Origin of the sequence: Streptomyces pactum (genome assembly GCF_002005225.1) — a bacterium.
Classification (GTDB): Bacteria; Actinomycetota; Actinomycetes; order Streptomycetales; family Streptomycetaceae; genus Streptomyces; species Streptomyces pactum_A.
On the sequence record NZ_CP019724.1, the window covers coordinates 2,075,275 to 2,102,023 of the forward strand.

General features: G+C 69.8%; 18 protein-coding genes and 1 pseudogene. 4 read left to right on the plus strand and 15 right to left on the minus strand.

Annotated features, from left to right (window positions below):
* Positions 1-64 precede the first annotated feature (64 nt).
* From B1H29_RS08650 to ngcE, 9 genes are all read right to left on the minus strand, one after another.
* Entirely contained in the window at positions 65-1,651 is a 1,587-nt protein-coding gene (locus tag B1H29_RS08650; RefSeq protein ID WP_234393077.1) for an amino acid permease, read from the minus strand.
* A gap of 136 nt (positions 1,652-1,787) precedes the next feature.
* Positions 1,788-3,716 (minus strand): 1-deoxy-D-xylulose-5-phosphate synthase, encoded by a 1,929-nt coding sequence (gene dxs, locus B1H29_RS08655; protein ID WP_055419684.1) that lies wholly within the window; start codon positions 3,714-3,716, stop codon positions 1,788-1,790.
* 317 nt (positions 3,717-4,033) lie between these two features.
* Positions 4,034-5,326 carry a sugar ABC transporter permease gene (locus tag B1H29_RS08665; RefSeq protein ID WP_055419685.1) on the minus strand — a complete coding sequence of 431 codons (1,293 nt, stop codon included), beginning with the start codon at positions 5,324-5,326 and terminating at the stop codon, positions 4,034-4,036.
* Positions 5,323-6,114 carry an ATP-binding cassette domain-containing protein gene (locus B1H29_RS08670; protein WP_055419686.1) on the minus strand — a complete coding sequence of 264 codons (792 nt, stop codon included), beginning with the start codon at positions 6,112-6,114 and terminating at the stop codon, positions 5,323-5,325. The genes B1H29_RS08665 and B1H29_RS08670 overlap by 4 nt, the downstream gene beginning before the upstream one ends.
* A gap of 165 nt (positions 6,115-6,279) precedes the next feature.
* On the minus strand, positions 6,280-7,383 hold the full coding sequence (locus B1H29_RS08675; protein ID WP_055419687.1) for an ABC transporter substrate-binding protein: 1,104 nt from the start codon (positions 7,381-7,383) through the stop codon (positions 6,280-6,282).
* Positions 7,384-7,516: 133 nt separating this feature from the next.
* Positions 7,517-8,728 (minus strand): ROK family transcriptional regulator, encoded by a 1,212-nt coding sequence (locus tag B1H29_RS08680; RefSeq protein WP_055419688.1) that lies wholly within the window; start codon positions 8,726-8,728, stop codon positions 7,517-7,519.
* A gap of 194 nt (positions 8,729-8,922) precedes the next feature.
* Complete coding sequence (locus B1H29_RS08685) at positions 8,923-9,846, minus strand: carbohydrate ABC transporter permease (protein ID WP_055419689.1); 924 nt, start codon at positions 9,844-9,846, stop codon at positions 8,923-8,925.
* Between the two features lie 3 nt (positions 9,847-9,849).
* Positions 9,850-10,776 carry a carbohydrate ABC transporter permease gene (locus B1H29_RS08690; RefSeq protein WP_055419690.1) on the minus strand — a complete coding sequence of 309 codons (927 nt, stop codon included), beginning with the start codon at positions 10,774-10,776 and terminating at the stop codon, positions 9,850-9,852.
* 85 nt (positions 10,777-10,861) lie between these two features.
* On the minus strand, positions 10,862-12,310 hold the full coding sequence (gene ngcE, locus B1H29_RS08695) for an N-acetylglucosamine/diacetylchitobiose ABC transporter substrate-binding protein (protein WP_055419691.1): 1,449 nt from the start codon (positions 12,308-12,310) through the stop codon (positions 10,862-10,864).
* A 452-nt stretch (positions 12,311-12,762) separates the two neighbouring features.
* On the opposite strand from ngcE, the gene B1H29_RS08700 reads away from it, so the two are divergent.
* From B1H29_RS08700 to B1H29_RS08710, 3 genes are all read left to right on the plus strand, one after another.
* The gene (locus B1H29_RS08700) at positions 12,763-16,569 is read left to right on the plus strand and encodes a GH92 family glycosyl hydrolase (RefSeq protein ID WP_055419692.1); all 3,807 of its coding nucleotides are present in this window, start codon (positions 12,763-12,765) and stop codon (positions 16,567-16,569) included.
* A 153-nt stretch (positions 16,570-16,722) separates the two neighbouring features.
* Positions 16,723-17,253, plus strand: coding sequence for a hypothetical protein (locus tag B1H29_RS08705; protein WP_055419693.1), 531 nt, complete (start codon positions 16,723-16,725; stop codon positions 17,251-17,253).
* Between the two features lie 4 nt (positions 17,254-17,257).
* The gene (locus B1H29_RS08710) at positions 17,258-19,198 is read left to right on the plus strand and encodes an alpha-glucuronidase (protein ID WP_055419694.1); all 1,941 of its coding nucleotides are present in this window, start codon (positions 17,258-17,260) and stop codon (positions 19,196-19,198) included.
* Positions 19,199-19,290: 92 nt separating this feature from the next.
* On the opposite strand, the pseudogene B1H29_RS08715 reads toward B1H29_RS08710, so the two are convergent.
* The 6 genes and pseudogenes from B1H29_RS08715 to B1H29_RS08740 form a co-directional block, all read right to left on the minus strand.
* A pseudogene (locus B1H29_RS08715) lies at positions 19,291-19,561 on the minus strand (beta-galactosidase); the annotation flags it as partial.
* A 55-nt stretch (positions 19,562-19,616) separates the two neighbouring features.
* Positions 19,617-20,300 carry a hypothetical protein gene (locus B1H29_RS08720; protein ID WP_055419695.1) on the minus strand — a complete coding sequence of 228 codons (684 nt, stop codon included), beginning with the start codon at positions 20,298-20,300 and terminating at the stop codon, positions 19,617-19,619.
* Positions 20,297-21,811, minus strand: coding sequence for a GH39 family glycosyl hydrolase (locus tag B1H29_RS08725; RefSeq protein WP_079160104.1), 1,515 nt, complete (start codon positions 21,809-21,811; stop codon positions 20,297-20,299). The genes B1H29_RS08720 and B1H29_RS08725 overlap by 4 nt, the downstream gene beginning before the upstream one ends.
* Positions 21,808-23,454: an extracellular solute-binding protein gene (locus tag B1H29_RS08730; protein WP_055419696.1), complete on the minus strand. Its 1,647-nt coding sequence runs from the start codon at positions 23,452-23,454 to the stop codon at positions 21,808-21,810. The genes B1H29_RS08725 and B1H29_RS08730 overlap by 4 nt, the downstream gene beginning before the upstream one ends.
* 24 nt (positions 23,455-23,478) lie before the next feature.
* The gene (locus tag B1H29_RS08735; RefSeq protein WP_055419697.1) at positions 23,479-24,360 is read right to left on the minus strand and encodes a carbohydrate ABC transporter permease; all 882 of its coding nucleotides are present in this window, start codon (positions 24,358-24,360) and stop codon (positions 23,479-23,481) included.
* Entirely contained in the window at positions 24,354-25,346 is a 993-nt protein-coding gene (locus B1H29_RS08740) for an ABC transporter permease (RefSeq protein ID WP_055419698.1), read from the minus strand. Before B1H29_RS08740 ends, B1H29_RS08735 begins: the two co-directional genes overlap by 7 nt.
* Before the next feature lie 261 nt (positions 25,347-25,607).
* Here B1H29_RS08740 and B1H29_RS08745 point away from each other — a divergent pair, with 261 nt between their 5' ends.
* Entirely contained in the window at positions 25,608-26,606 is a 999-nt protein-coding gene (locus B1H29_RS08745) for an acetylxylan esterase (RefSeq protein WP_055419699.1), read from the plus strand.
* The last annotated feature ends 143 nt before the right edge of the window (positions 26,607-26,749 follow it).

The following is a 26,749-nucleotide window of genomic DNA, read 5'->3' on the forward strand; positions in this document are numbered from 1 at the left end:
CCGCGTACGGGTCCGGCCCCGCGGGCCCCGGGCGGGGGCACGGGGCCGGAGCGGCGGCCGGTGGCTACGGGGTGCTTCCGCCCGACGGACCGGACGGCCCGGCCGGACCTGACGTGCCGGACGGACCTGACGTGCCGGACGGACCTGACGTGCCGGACGGACCGGCCGGTGCCTCCTCGCCACGGGCCAGACGGCTGTGGGAGCGGCTGTAGAGGAAGTACACGACGACGCCGATCAGCATCCAGACGCCGAACCGCACCCAGGTCTCGGCGGGCAGGTTCAGCATCAGCCACAGCGAGGCGCCCACCGACACGATCGGCAGCAGCGGCACCAGCGGGGTGCGGAAGGCGCGCGGCAGGTCGGGACGGCTCCGGCGCAGGATGATCACGCTGAGCGCGACGATGACGAAGGCGAACAGCGTGCCGATGTTCACCAGCTCGGCGAGTTCGCTCAGGCTGGTGAAGCCGGCGACGATCGCGATGAGCACGCCGAGCAGGATGGTCGGCCGGTACGGGGTCCGGAACTTCGGGTGGACGCGGGAGAAGAAGCGCGGCAGCAGCCCGTCGCGGCTCATCGCGAAGAACACCCGGGTCTGGCCGAGCAGCAGGATCATGCACACCGTGGTCAGGCCGACGGCGGCGCCGAAGCTGATCACGCCCGCGAAGAAGGGGTGCCCGGTGGACTTGAACGCGTCGGCGAGCGGGGCGTCGACGGACAGCTCGCTGTAGTGCTGCATGCCGGTGACGACGATCGACACGGCGACGTACAGCGCGGTGCAGATGAACAGGGAGCCGAGGATGCCGCGGGGCATGTCGCGCTGCGGGTTCTTGGTCTCCTCGGCGGCCGTGGCGACGATGTCGAAGCCGATGAAGGCGAAGAAGACGACCGAGGCCGCGGTGAAGATGCCCATCACTCCGAAGTTGGCCGGCGCCCACCCGAACATCAACTGGATCAGTGGCGAGTCGAGGCCCCCGCCCGCCTCCACCGGCCGCGCCTTCGGGACGAAGGGGTCGTAGTTGGAGCCCTTGATGAAGAAGGCGCCCGCGATGATCACGATGAGGACGACGGTCACCTTGATGGCGACGACGACCGAGGTGACCCGCGCCGACAGCTTCATGCCGAGGACGAGGATGCCGGTGAGCACCAGCACCAGGGCGGCGGCGAGGATGTCGAAGCCGAACCCTTCGGCGCCGTCCCGGCCGCCGAGCGCCGCGGGCATCTGCCAGCCCGCGTTGTCCATCAGCGAACGGATGTAGCCCGACCAGCCGACGGCCACCACCGCCGTGCCGAGCGCGAACTCCAGGACCAGGTCCCAGCCGATGATCCAGGCGGGCAGTTCACCGAGCGAGGCATAGGAGAAGGTGTACGCGGAGCCGGCGACCGGGACCGTGGAGGCGAACTCCGCGTAGCACAGCGCGGCGAGCGCGCAGACGACACCGGCGACGACGAAGGCCAGGGCGACGGAGGGCCCGGCGTTGTTCTTGGCGACCGTGCCGGTCAGTACGAAGATGCCGGTGCCGATGATGACACCGACGCCGAAGACGGTCAGGTCCAGCGCGGACAGGGACTTCTTGAGCGCGTGCTCCGGTTCCTCGGTGTCCCGGATGGACTGCTCGATCTTCTTGGTCCTGAAGAGACTGCTGTTGCTCACGGGTACCTCCGAGCTTGTCGTCCCCGACATGATCGAGAGGGGGCGTACTGCGTATGCCCCGGCATGAGCGGATTCACGCGGATGGGTCGGTTTCGCCACCGCAACGAGTGGAGAGACCGACCCATTCGGTCCTGCGTCAGTCGCGCGCGGCCTCCACCGAGTCCGCGTCGGCGCCGGTGCGCTCGTAGCGGCCGTCGAGCTTGGCGACCAGGCCGGTGACCTGGCGGGCGATGTCGGGGGCGGTGAGCCCGATCTCCGCCATGACCTCGGCGCGGGAGGCGTGGTCGAGGAAGCGCGGCGGGATGCCGAAGTCGCGCAGCGGTACGTCGACGCCCGCGTCGCGCAGGGCCTGGGCGACGGCGGAGCCGACGCCGCCGACCCGCGAGTTGTCCTCGACGGTGACGACGACGCGGTGGCGCTCCGCGAGCGGGGCCATGGCCTCGTCGACGGGCTTGACCCAGCGGGGGTCGACCACGGTGGTGGAGATGCCCTGCTTGTTCAGCAGGTCCGCCACCTCCAGGCACATCGGCGCGAGGGCGCCGACCGAGACCAGCAGGACGTCCGGGGTGTCGGTGCCGGGGGTGCGCAGGACGTCCATGCCGCCGACGCGGCCGACGGCCGGCACGGCGGGGCCGACGGCGCCCTTGGAGAAGCGCACCACGGTCGGCGCGTCGTCCACCTCGACGGCCTCGCGCAACTGGGCGCGGACCTGCTCGGCGTCGCGCGGGGCGGCGAGCCTGAGGCCCGGGACGACCTGGAGGATCGACATGTCCCACATGCCGTTGTGGGAGGCGCCGTCGGTGCCGGTGACACCGGCGCGGTCCAGCACGAACGTCACGCCGCACTTGTGCAGGGCCACGTCCATCAGCACCTGGTCGAAGGCGCGGTTGAGGAAGGTGGCGTACACGGCGAAGACCGGGTGCACTCCCCCGTGGGCGAGGCCGGCCGCGGAGACGGCGCCGTGCTGCTCGGCGATGCCGACGTCGTAGACGCGGTCGGGGAAGGCCTTGGCGAACTTGTCGAGGCCGACCGGCTGGAGCATCGCGGCGGTGATGGCGACGACGTCCTCGCGCTCCTTGCCGAGCTCGAGCATCTCGTCGCCGAAGACGGACGTCCAGTCGGCGCCGGAGGTGGAGATGGGCAGGCCCGTGTCCGGGTGGATCTTGCCGACGGCGTGGAAGCGGTCGGCCTCGTCCGCCAGGGCGGGCTGGTAGCCGCGGCCCTTCTCGGTGAGGCAGTGCACGATGACCGGGCCGCCGAAGCGCTTGGCGCGGGTGAGGGCGGACTCCAGGGCCTCGAGGTCGTGGCCGTCGATCGGGCCGACGTACTTCAGACCGAGGTCCTCGAACATGCCCTGCGGGGCGATGAAGTCCTTCAGGCCCTTCTTGGCGCCGTGCAGGGTGTCGTAGAGCGGGCGGCCGACGACCGGGGTGCGCTCCAGGAGCTCCTTGGTGCGGGCCAGGAAGCGCTCGTAGCCGTCGGTGGTGCGCAGGGTCGCCAGGTGGTTGGCGAGGCCGCCGATGGTGGGCGCGTAGGAGCGCTCGTTGTCGTTGACGACGATGACCAGGGGGCGGTCCTTGGCGGCGGCGATGTTGTTCAGCGCCTCCCAGGCCATGCCGCCGGTGAGCGCGCCGTCGCCGATGACGGCGACGACGTGGTCGTCGCGGTCCAGGACCTGGTTGGCCTTGGCGATGCCGTCGGCCCAGCCGAGGACGGTGGAGGCGTGGCTGTTCTCGATGACGTCGTGCTCGGACTCGGCCTGCGAGGGATAGCCGGACAGGCCGCCCTTCATCTTCAGCCTGGAGAAGTCCTGACGGCCGGTGAGCAGCTTGTGCACGTAGGACTGGTGGCCGGTGTCCCAGAGCACCTTGTCCTTCGGCGAGTCGAAGACCCGGTGCAGGGCGAGGGTGAGCTCCACCACTCCGAGGTTGGGGCCGAGATGGCCGCCGGTCTTGGACACGGCGTCGACGAGGAACGTGCGGATCTCCTCTGCCAGCCGGCCCAGCTCTTCCAGGCTGAGCCGGTCCAGATCGCGCGGTCCCGTGATGCGGGTCAGCAGCGGCACCCGTGCCTCCTTGCAGTAGAGCTGTTGCCGGGCCTGCCCGAGTCTAATGTTCCGCCGTGGCGGAACATGTCCGGGCGGTGCGTCGTACGTCACGCGTTCGGCTTTACCCATCGGCGGTCCGTTCTACGACTGCACCGCCGGCCGTCGTCCGCGGCCTCCCGGCGCACCCCCGCGTCCCGTACGCGAAGAGCCCCGTACGAGCACGTCCGCCCAGGTGACGAGCGGAGCGGAGCGGAGCGGGCGGACAGCCCGCCGCCCGCCCGAGGGCTCAGCTCGGGCGGGCGGCGGGGTGGTGCGCCCGGACGGGCGGTGCGTGGCTACGCGCGCCCCGCCGTCTTCTGGGTCTTGCGCGTGACCGCGTCGATGACGACGGTCGCCAGCAGCACACCGCCGGTGATCATGTACTGGACCGGCGAGGCGATGCCCTCCAGGGCGAGGCCGTACTGGATCGAGACGATGACCATCACACCGAGCAGCGCGTCCCAGGTGCGGCCGCGGCCGCCGAAGAGGGACGTGCCGCCGATCACGGCCGCGGCGATGACGTTCATCAGGAACTCACCGGTACCCGCGCCCTGGTTGGCGGACGCGATCTTCGACGCGACGAAGAGACCGCCGATCGCGGCGAAGGTGCCGGCGATCGCGAAGACCGAGATCCGGACCAGCTCCACGTTGATGCCGGCACGGCGGGACGCCTCGACACTGCCGCCGAGCGCGAAGACCTTGCGGCCGTAGGAGGTACGGCGCAGCACGAAGTCCGTGAGCAGCAGGAACGCGAGGAAGATCACCACGGCCAGCGGCAGGCCCTTGTACTGGTTGAAGACGATCGCCACGACGAAGGCCAGGACGGCCAGCAGCGCCGTGCGCACGATGATCTCGTTCAGCGGCCGGGACGGCACGCCCGCGGCCTCACGGCGGCGGTTGTCGAAGAAGGCGGCGAGGAAGTACCCCGCGGTGACGACGATCGCCAGGCCGTAGGCGGCGGCCACATCGCTGAAGTAGTAGCTGGTCAGCTTGACGACGATGCCGTCGCTGTTCAGGTTGATGGTGCCGTTGCTGCCGAGTATCTGCAGCATGAAGCCCTGCCAGAACAGCAGTCCGGCCAGTGTCACGGCGAAGGCCGGCACGCCGATGCGGGCGAAGAAGAAGCCGTGGATGGCGCCGGCCACGGTGCCGGTGAGGATGGCCAGCACCAGGGCCAGCACCTCGTTCATCCCGTGCGTGATGTTCAGCACGGCGAAGGTGGCGCCCGCGACGCCGCTGACCGAGCCCACCGACAGGTCGATCTCGCCGAGCAGCAGGACGAAGACGATGCCGACGGCGATCATGCCCGTGCCGACCATGGCGACGGACATGTCGGAGAAGTTGCCCGCGGTGAGGAAGTTGGAGTTCAGGCCCGTGAAGATGGCCCAGATGACCAGCAGTCCGACGACGACCGGGATGGACCCGAGGTCGCCGGCCTTCATCTTCCGCTTGAACTCGCCGAGATAGCCCGCGAAGCCCTGCTCGCGGACCAGCAGCCGCGGGTCGACCGCGGTGGCCGCGGCGGCGGGGGCGTCGGGGTTCTCCACCGCGTGGTCCTCGGCGGGGGTGGAGGTCTTGTCGATGCTCACTTCTTGATCTCCCCATTGGTGCGCGCCGCACGACGGGTCACGGCGTTCTCCGTGGCGCCCGTGATGGCGGAGATGATCTCTTCCTGCGAGGTCGACTTGACCTCGAAGACGCCGTTGTTGCGCCCGAGGCGCAGGACGGCGACCTTGTCGGCCACCGCCTTCACATCGGCCATGTTGTGGCTGATGAGGATGACGGCGTGACCGCGCTCCCGCAGCCGCTCCACGAGGTCGAGGACCTGTGCGGTCTGCTCGACGCCGAGGGCCGCGGTGGGCTCGTCGAGGATGACCAGCTTGGGCTCGCCGAGCATCGACCGGGCGATCGCCACGACCTGGCGCTGACCGCCGGAGAGCGAGGCGATCGGGATGCGGACGCTGGGGATGCGGATGGACAGCGTGTCCAGCAGCTCGCGGGAGCGGCGCTCCATCTCCACCTCGTCCAGGACGCCGCGCTTGATGATCTCGCGGCCCAGGTAGAGGTTGCCGACCACGTCGATGTTGTCGCACAGCGCGAGGTCCTGGTAGACGGTCGCGATGCCCAGGTTCTGGGCGTCGTGCGGCCTGTTGATCGAGACGGCCTTGCCGTCCCATTCGATGGAGCCCTCATCGATGGGGTGCACGCCGGCGATCGTCTTGACCAGCGTGGACTTTCCGGCTCCGTTGTCGCCCACCAGGGCGACCACCTCACCGGCGTGGACCTCAAGCTCTACGTCGGTGAGCGCCTGGACGGCACCGAATCGCTTGGAGACCCCGCGCAACGCCAGCACGGGCGTAGCGGACACGTGAACCATCTCCTTCGCCGCCTGACCCGGCGGGAGGTTGTGCAGAAGTTTTCGGGGGGGGTGTTCCGTCCGGCGCCCCGCCTAGCTTGCGGGGCTGTTGAGTGCGGGGCACCGGAGGAAGCTGCGTGCGGCCGGTCCCGTACGCGCTCACGCGGTACGGGAGACGGGTTCCGCCTACTTGAGACCGATCTTGTCGCAGGCCGCCTTGTACTTGCCGCCACAGATCTCGTCGATCGTGTAGAAGCCCTCCTTGACGACGGTCTCCTTGATGTTGTCCTGCGTCAGCGAGACGACCGGGACCAGCGTCGTCGGGATGCCCTTGGTGGTGGCGCTGTCGGCCTTCTCCTTGGCGATGGAGTCGAGCGACTTGCCCTGGGCGAGGGCGACGGCCATCTCGCCCGCGACCGCGGCCTCCTGCGGGTAGGACTTGTAGACGCTCATGTACTGCTCACCGGTGACGATGCGCTGCACACCCGCGAGCTCGGCGTCCTGGCCGGTGACCGGGATGTCGGCGATGCCCGCGCGCCTCAGCGCGGTGATGATGCCGCCCGCCATGCCGTCGTTGGCGGAGTAGACGCCGATGATCTTGTCCTTGCCGAGGGCGGAGATCGCGGCCTGCATGTTGGAGTTGGCGTTCTCCGGCTTCCACTCCTTGGTGTCGTAGGAGCGGCCGATGTTCACCTTGCCCTTGAGGACGGACATCGCGCCCTCCTTGAACTGGGCGGCGTTCGGGTCGGTGGAGGAGCCGTTCATCATGACGATCTGGCCGTCCTTGGCCTTGTCGCCCAGCGCCTTCAGCAGGGCCTCGCCCTGGGTCTTGCCGACCGTCACGTTGTCGAACGAGGTGTAGGCGTCGATCGGCCCCTCGGCCAGGCGGTCGTAGGCGACGACCGGGATGTCGGCCTGCTCCGCCTTGGTGATCGAGCCGGCGATGGCCTTGGAGTCCACCGCGTCCACGATCAGCACGTCGACCTTGTTGGTGATCATCGTGTCGACCTGCTGCGCCTGCAGTGTGGCGTCCTGCTTGGCGTTGGCGTAGACGACCTCGCCCTTGCCGTTCGTGAGCTCCTTGACCTTCTTCTCGATCAAGGGCTTGTCGAACTTCTCGTAACGCGCGGTCTGGTTCTCCGGCAGGAGCAGACCGACCTTGATGTCGTCGCCCTTCTTGGCGGCCGAGTCGGACGAGTCGCTGTTCCCGTCGGACTCCGCGGCGCTGCCGCAAGCGGCGAGCGAGACCGCCATCGCGGTGGCGGCAACGGCAACGGCGGCACGACGCATACGCGTGTTCACTTCACTAACCTCCCTGACGAGGCCGCGTCGTTGCGGCCGAGGTGGCTGGAAGTCAACTCGGCCACACGTGCGACGTCAAGAAGTAAATCCTTAACGAGATGACAACGGTGCCATCCGTGCTCTAAGTGAAGGCAGGGGTGGCCGCCGGCAGAGCGCCGTTCACACTTCCGTCCAAAAGTGTCGAATCGCCCATCTCGCTGAGGGCGAGGGCGAGCGCTCCGAGCACCTCCGCACGGCCCCCAAGTGCCCCGGGCAGCACGGAGAGTTGACGCGCCGCACTGGGGATCGCGTAGCGGCCGACGGACTCCCGGATCGGGCCGAGCACCAGCTCACCGGCCTCGGCGAGATCGCCGCCCAGGACGACTCGGCTCGGGTTGAGGAGGTTGCAGAGGTTGGCGACTCCACTGCCGATGTGGCGGCCGACGTCGGCGATCACCCGACGGCAGCCCGGGTCGCCGTCCCGCGCCAGCCGCACGACGCCCTCCATCGTGAGATCGGTGCCGTGGCTCGGCTGGAGCAGCGGGAGCACGTAGCGTGCGGCGGCGAAGGTCTCCAGGCAGCCCCGGTTTCCGCAGCGGCAGACGGGACCGGCCTCGTCGAGTGTGATGTGCCCGATCTCGCCCGCGGTGCCGCCTGGCCCGCGGTAGATCTTGCCGTTGATCACCAGGCCGGCGCCGACGCCGCTGGCGACCTTGATGTACGCCAGGTCCCGCACTCCCCGCCCGCTGCCCCAGACCAGCTCGCCCAGGGCTCCGAGGTTGGCGTCGTTGTCCACGTGCACCGGCACGCCGAGCCGCCCCCGCAGCTCCTCGGCGGGCCGGGTGCCGCCCCAGCCGGGCAGGATGGCGGTCGAGCCCAGCGTCCCGGACTCCACGTCGATCGGGCCGGGCACGCCGAGGCCCACTCCGGCGATCTTCGCGCGGTCGATGCCGGTCGCCGCGATCAGCCGGTCGACCAGTTGCTCCGCCCGGTCGAAGCCCTGCGCGGCGGAGGCGTCGACGTCCAGCGGCTCGGACTCCTCGGCGAGTACCTGGTGGGCGAGGTTCCCCACCGCGACGCGCAGATGCGTGTGCCCGAAGTCCACGCCGATGACGATGCCGGCGTCCCCGCTCAGCGAGACGCTGCGGGCCCGGCGGCCGCCCGCCGAGGTGGGTGTGACCTCGACCGTTCCGCCGTCCTTCAGCTCCCGGACGATGTTCGAGACCGTGGCCGCGGACAGCCCCGTCGTCCTCGCGATCTCCGCCTGCGTGAGCGACCCGGCGAGCCGTACCGCTCGTACGACCCGTTCCAGGTTGGCTCGGTGCAGCGACGACTGCGACCCGGGAGTCTCCACGACGACCTCCTGCGCGCGGGGCCGCTTCGATGAGGCCCCGTCCATGTCCAACTAGTGAACTCTAAGCTGAGCCGTTCGGGTCGCCTCCCGTCAAGAGGTTGAACCGCATCCGGGTGCCCTCCGCACATAACCGCACACACGTGTGCGTGCCGCCCCGGCATTCCGGGAGCGGCACGCACACGGGGACGGCGGCGCTACTTCAGGGCGCCCGCCGTGAGTCCCTGGACCACCTGGCGCTGGAAGATGATGTACGCGGCCAGGACCGGCAGCATCGCCATCACCAGGCCCGCGAAGAGGCCCGACCAGTCGCCCTTGTAGCCCTGGCTGACCGCGAGCTGCACCAGGCCCTGGGTGAGGACGTGCTTGTCCGGGTCCGTGTTCAGCACGGTCGGCAGCATGTACTGGTTCCACTGCCCCAGGAAGTTGAAGATTCCCACACTGATCAGGCCCGGCTTGGCCATCGGCAGCATGACCTGGAAGAACGTCCGGGTGTGCGAGGCCCCGTCCACGAACGCGGCCTCCGCCACCGAGCTGGGCAGAGTGCGGAAGAATCCGGTCAGGAAGAACACCGTGAAAGGCAGCGAATAGGCGATGTAGACCAGAATCAGCCCGTGGATGGTGTTCAGCATCCCCATGTTGTCCACCACGTAGAACAACGGGACCAGCGCGAGCATGATCGGGAAACTCATGCCGGCGATGAACAAGTAGTAGATGAACCGGTTGCCCGGGAAGTCGAACCGGGCCAGTACATAGGCCGCCATGGAACCCAGCACCAGGGTGCCGACGAGCGAGCCGCCCACCACCATGACGGTGTTGAGGAAGTAGTCGCTCATGTGGGCCTGGGACCAGGCGCGCGACCAGTTGTCGAAGTTCAGCTTGTCGGGCAGCGACCAGGGCGAGCCGAAGATGGAGGCGTCGTCCTTGAAAGAGGTCATCACCGCCCACACCAGCGGCATGCCGACCATGATCGCCCAGATGACGAGGACGCCGTGGGAGAAGACGTTGAGGGTGGTGCCCTCCTTCTTCCCCTTCCGGGGCCCGCCGGGCGGTGCGTCGCTCTTGCGGACGGGCGCGCCGGACTCGGCCGGTACGGGGGCGGGGGTCTCGGTCGTCTTCATTGATCAGTACTCCAGCCGCTCGCGCCGGCCCAGCTTCATCACGAGGGCCGCGAAGGCCAGCGTGACGACGAGCAGGGCGACGCCGATCGTGGTGGCGTAGGCGGCCTGACCGTCCCGGAACGCCTTCTGGTACACGTACAGGACCATCACCGTGGTCGAGTAGTCGGGTCCGCCGGGCCCCGTCGTCATGATCTGCACGACCGCGAACGACTCGGCGCCCAGCGCGAGGATGCCCATGTAGACCCAGCCGGACTGCACGGTGTCCCACAGCAGCGGCAGGGTGACCTTGAAGAAGGTGGCGGCGCGGTTCGCCCCGTCCAGCAGGGCGGCCTCGTACAGCTCCGCCGGGATGGAGGCCATGCCCGCGGAGAAGAGGACCACGAAGAAGCCGACGGTGGACCAGACGAGCACCGCCATCACGCACCACAGGGCGAGGTTCGGGTCACCGAGCCACAGCGGCTGGACGGAGTCCAGGCCGATCCCGCGCAGCAGGGAGTTGACCGCGCCGCTGTCCGGGTTGTACGCGAACTGGAACAGCAGGGCGACGATCGCGATGGAGAGCACCTGCGGGAAGAAGTAGACGATCTTGTAGAAGCCGGAGCCGCGGACTCCGGTGATCGCCGGACCGCCCCTTCGACGGCGTCCGCCCACGTTGATCATGAAGGCGAAGAAGAGCGCCAGACCCAGGGTGACCAGCGGCACCAGCAGGGCGAACATCACGCTGTGCTGCAACGACTTCCAGAAGATGTCGTCGTCGAGCATCCGCGAGTAGTTGTCGAAGCCGACCATCGAGAACTCGGGACTCAGGCCCGTCCAGTCCGTGAACGAGTAGTAGATGGACTGGATGAACGGCCAGATGACGAAGAGCGCGTACAGCCCCAGGGGAACCGCCAGGAACCCCACGATGAACCGGTACTTGCCGTGCTGCATTGCTACCGACCCCGATCTGCGCGCGGGTGGCGCCGCCAGGGCCCGCCCGGCACGACGGCGCCGGACAGGCCCTGGTGACGCGTCCTCACTGGTGCTTGTAGTGCTTGATCGACGAGTCCTTGGCGGCGTCGTCGGCGTAGCCCTGGATCTTCTTGATGGTCTCGGCCGGAGTGAGCCGGCCGGCCATCATCTCGCCCAGGCAGCCGACGCCGATCTTCTCCTTCTGGAGCTGCACGTACCAGTCCTGCATGCGCGGGTTCACCACGTTGTCGCCGGCCAGCTCCAGCGCCGCGACACCGGACTTGAGGCCCGGGGTGAGCTCGATGCCGTCGGTGCCGCCGTTGTAGGCGCTCAGCGACTTCACCTTGCTGGTGAAGTTCTTCGAGGACGCCTCGCTGAGCATGATGCGGAGCTGCTCCATGCCGCCGGCGCCGTTGGCGGCCTTGGCCGGGACGATGAAGGGCTCGCCGCCGGAGGCCCACATGGTGCCGAAGGGCATCTTGTCGCTGTCGTCGATGCCGGGCGGGGCGGAGACCGCGAGGTCGAAGTCGGCGGGGATGACCTTGGCCGACTCGTTCTCCACCCAGGAGCCGTTGGGGATGAAGAGGGCGTCGCCCTTGGCCCAGGCGGTCTGCGACTGGATGTGGTCCAGGCCCGGGGTGCCCTTGAGGATGTAGCCCTTCTCGTACAGCTCGTACCAGGCCTCGAAGACCGCCTTGACCGCCGGGTGCTTCCAGGCGTTCGGCTCCAGGTTGTCGATCGCGTCGAGCACCTCGCGGCCCCCGACCTTCGCGATCATCGGGGACATCGAGAAGGGGATGTAGTACGGGTACTTGCCGGCGTACGTCCAGCCGGCCATGCCCTTCTTCTTGGCCTTGGCGCAGACCGCGAGCATCTCGTCCCAGGTCTTGGGGTACTCCGCGTCGAGCGAGTCCAGGGCCTTCTGGGAGTACCAGTTGCCGTAGACCGTGTAGGCGTAGTACAGGATCCAGACCGGGTCCCCGTCGAACTGGCCCATCTCCACGATGCCCGGCCGCAGCGTGTCGCGGACCTTCTTGTCCGGGTCGTCGTAGGAGGGCGCGTCCAGCAGCGGGGTGAGGTCGGTGAGCTGCTTCTTGCCGACCAGGACGCCCATGTCCATCTGCTCGGCACCGGAGTTGTCGACCAGGTCCGGCGGATTGCCGCCGTTGAAGCGCGGCTGCAGGGTGGACTGGATCTTCTGCGTGGCGGAGAACTCCACCTCTGCCTTCGGGAAGGCCTTCTCGTACAGCTTCACAGCGTCCTCGGCGTACTCCTTGCCGAAGCCACCGTCGAAGAGGACGAATTCCATCTTGGCGCTCTCGTTGACCGCGAGCGGGTTCTCGGCGGACTTCTTGCCCGCCTCGGCCTTCTCCTGGTCGTCCCCGCCGCCGCTCGCGCAGGCGGAGAGGAAGCTCATGGTCGGTACGGAGATCAGGCCGAGCGCCGCGGACCGCTTGATCAGATCGCGGCGGCCGACGCCCCTACCGTTGTTCTCGGCGGAAGTGGATCCCATGCTCAAGTCCTCGCCTTCTCCAGGACTCAGGCGGTGAACCGGATCCTCCCCGGCACCGCGATCGGGTCACGCTGGGTTGTGCAGGAAGTGCGGGTACTGCCGTGCGGGTACGTCGTGCTGGAACCGCGTGTGGGTACTGCTGCAGAACACTGCTGTTCGGGCGCTCTGACGGTTCCTTTTCCCGGTTCCCCCGGAACCCCCGGTGGCCGACAGGTATAGTCCACTTCCCGCCAGCGGAGCAAGATCGAATGCAAGGTTGGCAGTACGTCTTTTCCGAGTTGAGACCTCCCGGAAATGTGGGTGGCCCATGCACCACTTGCCGGAAGAATCCCTGGCATAAGCCCCGAACGCCACATCCAACACCCTTGACATCACATGCCACTTGACCCCTACTGGTCCTTGCGCGATTGAATTGACAACGTTGTCCGCAGCGCAGGGAGGGTGGCCAGGGCATGCAGTACAGAGTTCGGCACAGATGGGGTCCGGCGGTCGTGATGACGACCGCCCTCGCTTTGGCGGTCGGGTCACAGGGTGCGGCGGTGGCGCTGCCCACGGCCCCCGCGAAGGCCGACCGGGAGTTCGCTTCCTCGTTCGAGGCGGACGACCCGGTTCCGGACTGGCTCAACACCGTGGAGACGGGCCCGGACGGCGGCAAGCGGTCCGCGGGGGTGGACGGCGGATACAGCACCGGCATACCGGGCAACGTGACCGACCACGTCACCGGGGTGCGGGCCAGCGCCGAGAACACGGGCGGCGGGGAGGTGAAGGAGAACCTCGTCGACGGTGAGCCCGGCACCAAGTGGCTGACCTTCGCGCCGACCGGCTGGGTCGAGTTCGACCTGGACGAACCGGCGAAGATCGCCAAATACGCGCTCACCTCGGCCAACGACCACGACGAACGCGACCCGGTGGACTGGACGCTGAAGGGCTCGGCGGACGGCGAGAACTGGCAGACGCTGGACACCCGTTCCGGGGAGTCCTTCGGCGAGCGCTTCCAGACGAAGACGTACGACCTCGCCGAGGACGCCGAGTTCCGGCACTTCCGGCTCGAGATCACCAAGAACAACGGGGCGGGCGACGTGCTCCAGCTCGCCGACGTCCAGTTGGCCACCGCCGCCACCGACACGCCCGTCCCCGAGGACATGCTCTCCCTCGTCGACCGCGGCCCGAGCGGCTCGCCCACCGCCAAGGCGGGCGCCGGCTTCACCGGCAAGCGGGCCCTCAAGTACGCCGGCCGGCACACCGCGGACGGACGGGCCTACTCCTACAACAAGGTCTTCGACGTCGACGTGAGGGTCGAACGCCGCACGGAGCTCTCCTACAAGATCTTCCCGTCGATGGCCGACGGCGACCTCGACTACGACGCCACGAACGTCTCCGTCGACCTCGCCTTCACCGACGGCACCTACCTGAGCGACCTCAAGGCGACGGACCAGCACGGCTTCCCGCTGACGCCGCGCGGCCAGGGCGACGCCAAGATCCTCTACGTCAACCAGTGGAACAGCGTCCGGTCGGGCATCGGCTCGGTCGCGGCCGGCAAGACCGTCGACCGGATCCTGGTGGCGTACGACTCCCCCAAGGGCCCGGCGAAGTTCCGCGGCTGGCTGGACGACGTGGAGATCGAGCGGGCCGCGCCCGAGCGCCCGAAGGCCCACCTGTCCGACTACGCGCTCACCACCCGCGGCACCAACTCCACCGGCAGTTTCTCGCGCGGCAACAACATCCCGGCGACCGCCGTGCCGCACGGCTTCAACTTCTGGACCCCGGTGACCAACGCCGGTTCCCTGAGCTGGCTGTACGACTACGCGCGCGGCAACAACGCGGACAACCTGCCCACCCTCCAGGCGTTCGGCGCGAGCCACGAGCCGAGCCCGTGGATGGGCGACCGCCAGACCTTCCAGGTGATGCCGTCCGCCGCCTCCGGCACCCCGGACACCGGCCGGGACGCCCGCGAGCTGGCCTTCCGGCACGAGAACGAGACCGCCCGGCCGTACTACTACGGCGTGCGGTTCGAGAACGGCCTGAAGGCCGAGATGGCGCCGACCGACCACGCGGCGATGATGCGCTTCACCTACCCCGGTGACGACGCCAGCGTGATCTTCGACAACGTCAACGACCAGGCCGGCCTGACCCTGGACGAGGAGACGGGCACCTTCAGCGGCTACTCGGACGTCAAGTCCGGGCTGTCCACGGGCGCCACCCGGCTCTTCGTCTACGGCGAGTTCGACTCCAAGGTCACCGGCGGCGACTCCGCCGGCGTCAAGGGCCACCTGCGCTTCGACGCGGGCAGGGACCGCACCGTGACGCTGCGCATCGCGACCTCCCTGATCGGCGTCGACCAGGCCGAGGACAACCTGCGCCAGGAGATCCCCAAGCGCGCCTCCTTCGACAAGGTCAAGCGCGACGCCCGCAAGCAGTGGGACCGGATCCTCGGCAAGGTCGAGGTCGAGGGCGCCACGCAGGACCAGCTCACCACGCTGTACTCCAGCCTCTACCGCCTGTACCTGTACCCGAACGCGGGCCACGAGAAGGTCGACGGCAAGTACAAGTACGCCTCCCCGTTCTCCAAGGCGGTCAAGGAGGACACCCCGACCGAGACCGGCGCCAAGATCGTGGACGGCAAGGTCTACGTCAACAACGGCTTCTGGGACACGTACCGGACCACCTGGCCCGCGTACTCGTTCCTGACCCCGTCCAAGGCCGGTGAGCTGGTCGACGGCTTCGTGCAGCACTACAAGGACGGCGGCTGGACCTCGCGCTGGTCCTCCCCCGGCTACGCGGACCTGATGACCGGCACCTCCTCGGACGTGGCCTTCGCCGACGCGTACGTCAAGGGCGTCGACTTCGACGCGAAGGCGGCGTACGACGCGGCCGTGAAGAACGCCACCGTCGTGCCCCCGTCCTCGGGCGTGGGCCGCAAGGGCATGGCGACCTCGCCGTTCCTCGGCTACACCAGCACCGAGACGCACGAGGGCATGTCGTGGGCGCTGGAGGGCTACCTCAACGACTACGGCATCGCGAAGATGGGCGAGAAGCTCTACGAGGAGACCGGCGAGAAGCGGTACCAGGAGGAGTCGGCCTACTTCCTGAACCGCGCCCAGGACTACGTCAACATGTTCGACGCGAAGGCCGGCTTCTTCCAGGGCAAGGACCTGGCGGGCGACTGGCGCGTGGACTCCGACGAGTACGACCCGCGCGTGTGGGGCTACGACTACACCGAGACCAACGGCTGGGGCTACGCCTTCACCGCCCCGCAGGACAGCCGGGGCCTCGCCAACCTGTACGGCGGCCGGGACGGCCTCGGCGACAAGCTCGACGAGTACCTGTCCACCCCCGAGACGGCCTCACCGGAGTTCAAGGGCTCCTACGGCGGTGTCATCCACGAGATGACCGAGGCGCGCGACGTCCGCATGGGCATGTACGGGCACTCCAACCAGGTCGCCCACCACGCCCTGTACATGTACGACGCGGCCGGGCAGCCCCACAAGACCCAGAAGAACGTCCGCGAGGTGCTCTCCCGCCTCTACACCGGCAGCGACATCGGCCAGGGCTACCACGGCGACGAGGACAACGGCGAGCAGTCGGCCTGGTTCCTCTTCTCCTCGCTCGGCTTCTACCCGCTGGTGATGGGCAGCGGCGAGTACGCCATCGGCTCCCCGCTGTTCACCAAGGCGACCGTCGAGCTGGAGAACGGCCGCGAACTGGTCGTCAAGGCGCCGAAGAACAGCACGGAGAACATCTACGTGCAGGGGCTGAAGGTCAACGGCAAGCGCTGGAACTCCACCTCGCTCCCCCACTCGCTGATCGCGAAGGGCGGCGTCCTGGAGTTCGACATGGGCCCGCGGCCCTCCTCGTGGGGCACCGGTGAGAACGCGGCACCGGTGTCGATCACCAAGGACGACGAGGTGCCGACGCCGCGCGCGGACGCGATCGACGGCGAGGGCGCCCTGTTCGACGACACGTCGGCGACCGAGGCGGCCGTGACGTCGGTGGACCTGCCGGTGCCGGAGAAGGGCGCCGAGGCGGTCCAGTACACGCTGACGTCGCCGGCGGAAGGCGCGAAGGCCCCGACGGGCTGGAAGCTGCAGGGCTCGGCCGACGGCACGGCCTGGCGGACCCTGGACGAGCGCTCCGGCGAGTCCTTCGCCTGGGACCGGCAGACCCGGGCGTTCTCGGTGAAGTCGCCGGGGGCGTACCAGAAGTACCGCCTGGTTCTCGACGGCGAGCACACCCTCGCGGAGGTGGAGCTGCTGTCCTGAGCGGATGAGACACGGGTGGCGGGTCCGGGCTCCGGCCTGAACCCGCCACTCCCGTGTGCCGCCCCATTCCCCGTGCGTGACGGATGCACCAGAATGAGCGGGCGCCGCCGGGGAGGCCGGGGGGCGCCTCACACCGCGTCGGAGGGGGAACACGTGCGGACGAGCATCGGCGAACGGTTCACGGGACTGGTCACGGGCGCGCTGCTGACGGCGGGGGCGCTGTTCGCGACGGCGGCGCCGGCCCAGGCGTACGACCCCGATCCCGGCGTCTTCGCGTACTACCGCGACACCGACACCTGCCCGTGCAGCGGCGGCAGCCTCACCGACCCCTTCGACGACACCTACTTCGCGCACGACGCGGGCGGCACCGCCGTCAAGATGGAGCTGAACGACGCGGGCTGGTTCATCGGCAAGGTCGAGTTCCACCCGAGCGGCGAGAAGCTCTGGATCTACGACACCAGGAACGACGGCGACACGTTCTACGTGGCCGTCGGCTACTCCTCCGGCGGCTCGTACCACGACCTGGGCACCTTCTCGGCGCCGGGCACCTCGGAGACCGTCGACCTCACGGTGAAGGACTTCGCCATCCCGGACGGCGCCTACGTCGACATCACCGTGTACGACGGGGCCGGCCGCGCCGACTACATCGCCGCGGCGCGCGGCACCGGCGGGGCGGTCGCCTGACGGCATGGACATCGACCCCGCCTGGCTGCCGCCCGCCGCCTTCCGCGCGGTCGGCGGCCGCAGGACGCTGGTCCGCGGGGCGGGCCCGCTCGTGGACACGGTGCGCGGTGAGGTGGCGGCCGCGTGCGAACGGTTCGGCGGCCGGATGGTGCCTGAGGAGGCCCGGGCCGACCTGGTCCTGGAGCTGACCGGTGACACCGGCGACGAGGGCTTCGCCTGCGTCCGCGCGGACGGGACGACCACCGTCACCGCCTCCGGCGGGCCCGGGCTGCTGTACGGCCTGTTCCACGTCGTGCGGCTCGGCGAGGACGCCTTCCGGGGCGAGCGGGCCCGCGAGGAGCACCGCCCGGCGGTGGCGCTGCGCATGCTGGACCACTGGGACAACGTGGCCGTGCACCCGGTGATGGGCCAGGTCGAGCGGGGTTACGCGGGCGGCTCGCTGTTCTGGTCCGACGGCCGGGCCCGCGGCGACCTGGAGCGGGTGCGGGCCTATGGCAGGCTGCTCGCCGCCTGCGGGATCAACGCGGTCGCCGTCAACAACGTCAACGTCCACGAGACCGAGGCGCGTCTGCTCACCGACCGGATCGGCGAGGTGGCGGACATCGCCGGGGCGCTGCGGCCCTACGGCATCCGCACCCACCTGTCGGTCACCTTCGCGGCGCCGGTGGTGCTGGGCGGGCTGCCCACCGCCGACCCGCTGGACGAGCGGGTGCGCGCCTGGTGGGCCGGGGCGACGGCGCGGGTGTACGAGGCGATCGGCGACTTCGGCGGATTCGTGGTGAAGGCCGACTCGGAGGGCCGGCCGGGCCCGTTCGCGTACGGCCGCACGCACGCCGACGGCGCCAACCTGCTGGCCGCCGCGCTCGCGCCGCACGGCGGCACCGTGCACTGGCGGGCCTTCGTCTACGACCACCGCCAGGACTGGCGGGACCGCACGACGGACCGGGCCCGCGCCGCGTACGACCACTTCGTGCCGCTGGACGGCGAGTTCGCCGCGAACGCGGTGCTCCAGGTCAAACACGGGCCGATGGACTTCCAGGTGCGCGAGCCGGTCTCACCGCTGATCGGCGCGATGCCGCGCACCCGGCTCGCGGTGGAGGTGCAGGCCACCCAGGAGTACACCGGGCAGCAGCGGCACGTGTGCTGGCTGGGCCCGATGTGGAGCGAGGCGCTGCGCTTTCGCCCGGACGGCGAGGTGAGTGCGGGGCGGCTCGCGGACGGGCTGGTGGCCGTGTCCAACGTGGGCGACGACCCGTTCTGGACCGGCCACCCCCTCGCCCAGGCCAACCTGTACACCTTCGGACGCCTGGCCTGGGACCCGGCGGCCGACCCGCGGGCGGTCCTCGGCGAGTGGATCGCGCTGACCCGTCCCGAGGCGCCGGCGCGGCTGGAGGCCGGCCTGCGCGCCGTGCTGGACGGCTCCTGGCGGACGTACGAGAAGTACACCGCGCCGCTGGGCGTCGGCTTCATGGTGCAGCCCGGCCACCACTACGGGCCGAGCGTGGACGGCTACGAGTACAGCCCCTGGGGCACCTACCACTTCGCCGACCGCGACGGCGTCGGCGTGGACCGCAGCGCGGCGACCGGCACCGGGTACGCGTCGCAGTACGCCAAGCCCTGGTCGGAGCTGTACGAGTCACCGGACACCTGCCCCGACGACCTGCTGCTGTTCTTCCACCACGTGCCCTACGGCCATGTGCTGCACAGCGGGAAGACCGTGATCCAGCACATCTACGACACGCACTTCGAGGGCGTGGAGGAGGCCGAGGAGGCCCGCCGGGTGTGGGCGGGCCTCACGGACCTGGTCGACCCGGCCCAACACGCCCGCGTGGCCGACCGGTACGAGGAGCAGGTGCGCTGCGCTCGCGAGTGGCGCGACCAGGTCAACAGCTACTTCCTGCGCAAGTCCGGGGTGCCGGACGAGCGGGGGCGGACCATTCACTGAAGGCGCGGCACCCTGACACCGAGCGGGTCGAGGGTGAGGGCCCGCCCTCGGTGAACAGCGTGCCCGCGAGCAGGTCGGTGGCGTGGGCGGTCAAGGGCGGCGTCCGCGCCGTGGGCGATGGCCTGGAAGGTGGCCAGGCGCAGTTCCCCCCGGGCGTCCGAGGGGGTTCACGTCGCGGCAGGCGGTGGTGGACGGGGTCTGCTCCATCAGCCGGAAGGGGGCGCCGTCCCTGAGGCCGCGCGTCAGGTCGTGGCCGAGGGCGGCCCGGGTGGGCGGGGCGTCCAGGGGCGGGTGGCAGTCCCAGGAGGCGAAGTCGGGGTGGGGCGCCCAGCGGTGGTGGTCGAGGGGGCGGTACGGACCCATGACTGCTCCGGGTTGTAGTCGCCGCCGTACGGGATCCTCGGGGTGCGGGGCGCTGTCATGCGGTGAAGTCCTCCTGGGTCTCGGCGATCACCGGGCGGCCGCTGTGCAGCAGGGAGAGCAGCAGCGGGGCGGCCAGCAGGGCGGGCAGGGCCTCGGTCAGCAGGGCGGTCAGGGCGGCGGTCAGGATCAGCAGCGAGGCGGCGCCGAGGGTGGCGCGGGCGTGCCGGAGCAGGAAGTACGCGGCGAGACGGGCGGTGTCGCGGGCGCGGAAGGCGAAGAGGGAGGTAAGGACGAGGGCGTGCGCGCCCCACAGCAGGGAGCCGGCGCCGACGGCCGTGAGCAGCACCGCCCACCACCCGGGCAGGCCGGTGGCGGTGAAGTGGGTGAGGGTGAAGGCGATCACGGTGAGCCAGGCCAGCAGGGGCGCCCACAGCCGCAGCGCCGGGAGCGCGTTGAGCCGCCAGCCGCGCCAGTAGGTGCGGGCGGGGTGGAGTTCGGCGAGGTCGCCGCCGCGGTGGTGCAGGGCGTACACGGCGGCGGACAGGGCCGGTCCGAGGGGCAGCAGGCAGAGGGCCGCCAGGGGGAGGTTGGCGGGGTCGGGGGCGAGCAGGAACAGGCCGGCCAGGCCCGGTGCGGTGGCGAGGAGCAGCAGGGCCTCCACGGTGAGCAGGGTGTGGATCAGGGCGGCGGCGCGGGAGAGGACGCCGGTGCCGAAGCCGGCGGCCGGGGCGGTACTCATTCCGATTCCCGGCCCAGCAGGCGGCGCTCGTCCCACCAGGGCGGGGTCTCGTCGTCGACGGGGCTCAGCTCGACGAAGGCGACCTCGTGGCGGGTGAGGGTGAGGGCCAGTTCGACGCGGCCGTCCTCGATGGGCAGGCGCCGGTGGGTGCGGGCGGGTTCGGCGGCCTCGTGGAGGACGTCGAGCTGGTGGGGGCGCGGTGAGCGGGGGCTGCCCATGCGGCGCCAGGCGGTGTACGCGTTGCCGTGCTCCTCGTCCACGGTCAGGCGCCGGACGAAGGCCTCGCCCCGGCCGCCTGCCGGCAGGGACAGGCGCAGCGTGTGCCCGTCCGGGCCGGGTGTCGCGCCGGACGGGTCCACGGGCGCCCACGCCAGGACGGTGACCCGGCCATCCGGGTGCCGGGTGACGAGGTGGTCGTCGCCGCGGGCCAGCAGGCCGGGGCCCATGCGGGCGAGGAAGGCGTAGAGGTGGTACGTCGGTTTCCGGACCTGCCGGTGGGTGAGCAGCCCGAAGCCGCCGTGGAACAGGGCGGTGGGGACGCCGGTCTCCTCGAAGACGTCGCTGAACGTCCAGTACGAGAAGGAGTCGGCCAGGTCCCCGCCGGCCGCCAGGACCGGGGCGAGGTAGGCGGCGTGGAAGGCGGTGTCGTGGATCGGGTTGTCGGGCCGGTAGGAGGAGTTGAACTCGGTGATGTGCACCGGCACGTCCGCCAGCCGGGTGCCCTTCAGCGTCCGGCGCGGCTCGGCGAACTGGTCGAGCAGCGTCCCGGCCGGGGCGAGGGTCTGGTGCACGCCGAACGGCACGTGCTGGGCGGGTCCGGAGCTGTAGGCGTGGCGGGAGACGAAGTCGACGGGTACGTCGCGGCGTTCGGCGAACTCGGCGAACCGCTCCAGCCAGTCCGGCCCCGCGCCCGGCGACAGCGCCGGGCCGCCCACTCGCAGGTCCGCGTCCACGTCCTTCACGGCGTGCGCGGTCGCCTCGTAGAGCCGGTGGTACGCGCCCTCGTCGGCGTCCTGCCAGAAGGCGGGCAGGTCGGGCTCGTTCCAGACCTCCACCGGCCAGGTGCGGACCTCGTCGAGGCCGTACCGGTCGACGAGGTGGGCCAGGGTCGCCCGGACCAGCGCGGCCCACTCGGCGCGGTCGCGGGGCGGCGTGATGTTGCCGCGCCACCAGAACACCGTCCGGTCGCCGCTCGCGAGGCCGCCCGGCATGAAGCCGAGTTCGAGGAAGGGCCGGATGCCCGCGGCGAGGTACGCGTCGACGACCTGGTCGACGTGGGTGAAGGAGTGGTGGACGTGCCGGGCGCCCAGGTGGGTGTAGGGGCGGTGGACGGCCATGGCCTCGCTGAACAGGCCGTGGCCGCGGATGTGCCGGAAGCCGATCTCGCGCTGGAGCAGGGCGAGGGAGTCCTGGTGGTCGCGGCGCAGGGCGAGGTCGAGGCGGCCGGTGCCGACGCAGTACCGCCAGGCGTCGGGGAAGGGGCCGGCCGGCTCGGCGGGGACGCGGATCACCCGTGCTCCTTCCGGAAGCGGTCGTAGGCCTTGTTGTGCAGGTCGATGAGGCGGTCCAGGTTCTTGGCCTTCAGCTCGGTCACGTAGGCGTCCCACTCGGACAGCGGGCGCTTGCCGAGGATGAACTGGAGGGTGTTCTGCCGGACGTGGTCCCTGAGCGGGGTGTCCCAGAGGGTGGCCTGTTCCTGTTCCACGGACTGCAGGGGGTGGGCCGGGTCGACGGGGAGCTGCTCGCGCCCGGACATGGCGTCCTGGAACCTCTGCTCGTCCGGGCCGAAGGAGGAGGAGACCAGTTCCCAGCTTCCGCCGTAGGAGAAGACTCCGTTGTGGAAGCCGTAGTCCTTCTGGAGGTCCTCGGGCGCGCCCGGGTCGGAGCCCATGAGGCTGATGCCGTCGGCGACCCGGTACCGGCCGCCGGAGGTGGTGTAGGTGACGCCCTCGACGCCCCACTTGGTGAACTCCTGGCCCTCGTCGGAGTACCAGAGCCAGTCCACGAACTGCATGAGCGCGACGAAGTCGTCGCGCTTGAGGGCGTCGCCGGCGATCATCATGCCGTTCTCCAGGCGGGAGCCGCCGAGCACCACCGGCCCTGCCGGTCCGAGCGGGGCCGGGATCATCTCGATCGTGGCGCCGTCGACCTGCCGCTGGAGGTTGTAGCGGTAGTTCTGCACCAGCTCCTGCGGGTTGGCGCTGATCGCGAAGGACCGCTCGGAGAGCAGCTTCTTGACCGCGTCGTCGTCGCTCTGGGTGAAGCCCTCGGGGTCCACGAGCTTCTCGTCGACCAGATTCCGCAGGTACTCGATCATCTGACGGTACTCGTCGGTCGCGCCGGTGAAGACGAACTCCTCGCCCTCGGCGTCCCAGCTCGTGTTCAGGTACGACCAGCCGGCCCGGACGCCGTGGGCCTGGCCGACGTACCCGAGCAGGGCTCCGGCCGGTTCGGGCTGGTTCCAGCGGTCGGAGAAGGGGTAGCGGTCGGGGTACTCCGCCCGGATCGCCCGGAAGACGTCGGCCACCTGGTCCAGGGTCGACGGCCGGCTCAGGCCCAGCCGGTCGAGGACGTCGGTGCGCAGCGCCAGGGAGTAATTCGCCTTGACCCGCTCGTGCAGGCCGGGCAGCAGGTAGTACCGGCCGTCGGACTGGCGCAGTGAGTCCACCTCGGGCTGCAGTTTCCATCTGCGCACCTTGTCTCGGAAGTTGGGCATCAGCTCCACGTACTCGCTGACCGCGAGGACGGATCCCGACGAGACGAACGGCGTCTCCTGCCCGGGGTAGGTCTTGGGCAGGAGCAGGGGCGCGTCGCCCGCGCCGATGAGCAGGCTGCGCTTCTTCTCGTAGTCGCTGTAGGGCACGTCGGTGGTCTCGAAGGTGACGCCGGTGCGCTTGGTGAGCTCCTTCCAGAACAGCCAGTCGTCCTTCGGCGGGTAGACGGGGTTGCTGAGGTTCAGCAGCGAGAAGGTGAGCGGCTTCGCCGCCTTGAACCGCTGTCCGGCCCGGTACTCCTTCATCGCGCCGTTCCGCTTCTTCGACAGGTCCTTGGAGTCCCCGCCGTCGTCGCCGCCGCAGCCGGTGAGCGCGGCGAGGCCGGCGAAGCCCGCGGCTGCCAGGATCTGACGTCGTGAGAGCTGTCCTGCGTTCTTCACGGTTACTCCCTCGGTGGCTGGGACTCAGCCCTTGACCGCGCCGAGCATCACGCCCGACACGAAGTAGCGCTGGACGAACGGGTACACGCAGAGGATGGGCAGCGCGGTGAGCACGATGGTGACGGCCTGGATGTTGGCCGCGACCTGGGTGAGCTGCTCGGTGCCCGCGCCGGCGCCGGTTCCGCCGGTGGCGCCCGCGATGAGGTTGCGCAGATAGACGGTGACCGGCATGAGTTCGGCCCGGTCCAGGTAGAGGAAGGCGCCGAACCAGGAGTTCCAGAAGGACACCGAGTAGAACAGCACCATCGTCGCCACGACCGCCTTCGACAGCGGCAGCACGATCCGCAGCAGGGTGCCGTAGGTGCTGAGGCCGTCGATCTGCGCGGCCTCCTCCAGCTCGTCCGGCAGGCTCTCGAAGAAGGCCTTCATCACCAGCAGGTTGAAGACGCTGATCGCGTTCGGCAGGGCCAGCGCCCACACCGTGTTCTTCAGGTCGAGGCTGGTGATCAGCACGTAGGTGGGGATCAGGCCGCCGGAGAAGAACATGGTGAACACGGCGACGCCGACGAGGATGCCGCGTCCCCTGAGGTGCTTCTTGGACAGGACGTAGGCGTAGCAGGTCGTCAGGAGCATCGCGACGGCCGTGGACACGACCGTGTAGAACACGGTGTTGCCGTAGTTGCGCCAGAAGGTGGCGTCCTGGAAGACGATCTCGTACGTGGTGAGGTTGAAGCCCTTGGGCCACAGCGTCACCTCGCCCGCGCGGATCTGGCGCTCGCCGCTGAAGGAGCGGGCGACGATGTTGAGGAAGGGGTAGAGCGTCACCACGACGACGCCGGTGAGGATCAGCCCGTTGACGCCCTGGAAGACGCGGTAGCCACGGGTGGGGCGGTCGACGGTCACCACAGGCTCGTCCCCACCGTGCGGCGCGAGAGCAGGTTGGCCGAGGTGATCAGCACCAGGCCGATGACCGCTTCGAACAGGCCGATGGCGGCGGCGTAGCTGAAGCTGTTGGACTCGACACCGGTGCGGTAGAGGTACGTGGAGATCACGTCACCGGTCTGGTAGGTCAGCGGGTTGTAGAGCAGCAGGATCTTCTCGAAGCCGACCGCCAGGAAGGTGCCGATGTTGAGGATCAGCAGGGTGATCATGGTGGGCCGGATGCCGGGCAGCGTGACGTGCCAGATCTGCCGCCAGCGGTTCGCGCCGTCGATGCGGGCCGCCTCGTAGAGGTCGTCGTCGATCGTGGTGAGCGCGGTCAGGTAGAGGATGGTGCCCCAGCCGGCGGTCTGCCAGATCTCCGAGCCGACGTAGATGGTGCGGAACCACTCGGGTTCCTGGATGAACCGGACCGGGTCCTGGCCGAACCAGCCCAGGACGTGGTTGACCGGACCGTCCGTGGCGAGCATCTGCAGGGTGATGCCGGCGACGATCACGATCGACAGGAAGTGCGGCAGGTACGACACCGACTGCACGAACCGCTTCAGCGCCCGCGTGCGCACCTCGTTGAGGAGCAGCGCGAGCACGATCGGGACGGGGAAGCAGAACAGGAGCGTGAGGCCGCCGATCCAGAGGGTGTTGCGGAACACCTGCCAGAAGGTGGGGTCGGTGAGGAACATCTCGACGTAGCGCAGGCCGGCCCACTGCTCCCCCAGGATCGAACCGCCGGGCTCGAAGCGGCGGAAGGCGATGACGTTGCCGATCATCGGCAGGTAGCGGAAGACCAGGAAGAACAGCAGCGGCAGTACGGCCAGCGAGTACAACTGCCAGTCGCGGCGCAGCGCCCTTCGGCGGCCGGTGGGCGCGGGGCGCCGGGCGGGCCGGGGCGCGGCCCGCGCCGGGGACGGGCCCTGGGTGCCGGGTGGTGGAGCCGGTGTGGTGGAGGTGCTCATGCTCGGGCCTCCCCGTGGCGTGGGACGCGGTACCGAAACTTTCGAGCGCTTACCGGTAACTTCGCGGCAACCTAGAGGCTGCGGAAAAGCACTGTCAATGACCCCGGCACACCGGGATGTTGCAGCGTTCACGTCCTCGGAAAGGACTGACCTGCACCTGTGGCAGACGCGGGTGAGCTGTTACGGTCGGTCGCATCTTTCTGAGACGTGACCGCAACTATCGGTCGCCCATCGTCCCCGAGCTCGCTGCGAGGTGCCCCCGTGCCCGCGTTCGACCTGCCGCCGGCGGAGTTGCGGCACCACCGTCCGGCCCCCGACGAACCCGACGACTTCGACGACTTCTGGCGCGGGACCCTCGCGGATTCGGCGGCCGGTGACCCGCTCGTGTCGGCACACCCGGTGGAGACCGGGCTACGGCTGACGCGGACCTGGGACGTGACCTTCCGGGGCTTCGGCGGCGATCCGGTGCGCGCATGGTTCAGCAGGCCCGCCGGGGCGCTCCGGCCACTGCCGGCGGTCGTCGAGTACGCGGGGTACGGGCGCGGGCGGGGCCTGCCGCACGAGCGGCTGACCTGGGTGGCCGCCGGATACGCGCATCTGCTGATGGACAACCGGGGCCAGGGCGACCGGTACGGCTGCGGCGGCGACACCCCCGACCCGCACACCGGCGTGCCGGGCGGTCCGGGACCGGCCGTACGGGGCCTGCTCGACCCGTACGCCTACCACTACCGCCGGCTGATCACGGACGCGGTGCGCGCCGTCGCAGCGGTGCGGGCGCTGCCCGGCGTGGACGAGGGGCACGTGTCGGCCGTCGGCAACAGCCAGGGCGGCGGACTGGCGCTGGCCGTCGCGGGCCTGGTGCCGGACCTGGCGGCGGTGCTGGTCTCCGCCCCGCTGCTGTGCGGCGTCCGGCGGGCACTGGACCTCACCGACGCGGGGCCCTACGGCGAGATCACCGCGTATCTGTCGGTGCGCCGGGACGATCACGCCGTCCAGGCCGCCTACCGCACCCTGTCGTACGTGGAGGGCGTCTCCTTCGCCCGCCGGGCGCACGCCCCGGCCCACTTCGGCGTGGGCCTGCGCGACACGGTGTGTCCGCCGAGCGGGGCGTACGCCGCCTTCAACCGGTACGGGGAACTGTCCGGCGTCAAGCCGCCGAAGGAGATCCACGCCTATCCGTTCAACGGGCACGAGGGTGGCGACGCGGTGCATGTGCGGCGCCAACTGGGGTGGTTGGCGGGGATGCGGGAGACCGGCTGAGGCAACTTCAGTGCCGTATAAGCCAGTTTGCGCAAGCTTCCCCTATCAATTTCACTTAATCTGATTGACATGTAAAGGCTATGTGTAAGGATCACGGAGTTACCCGGATCCTGCTGGGCCGTACCCCGGCCCGCGATCCCTTC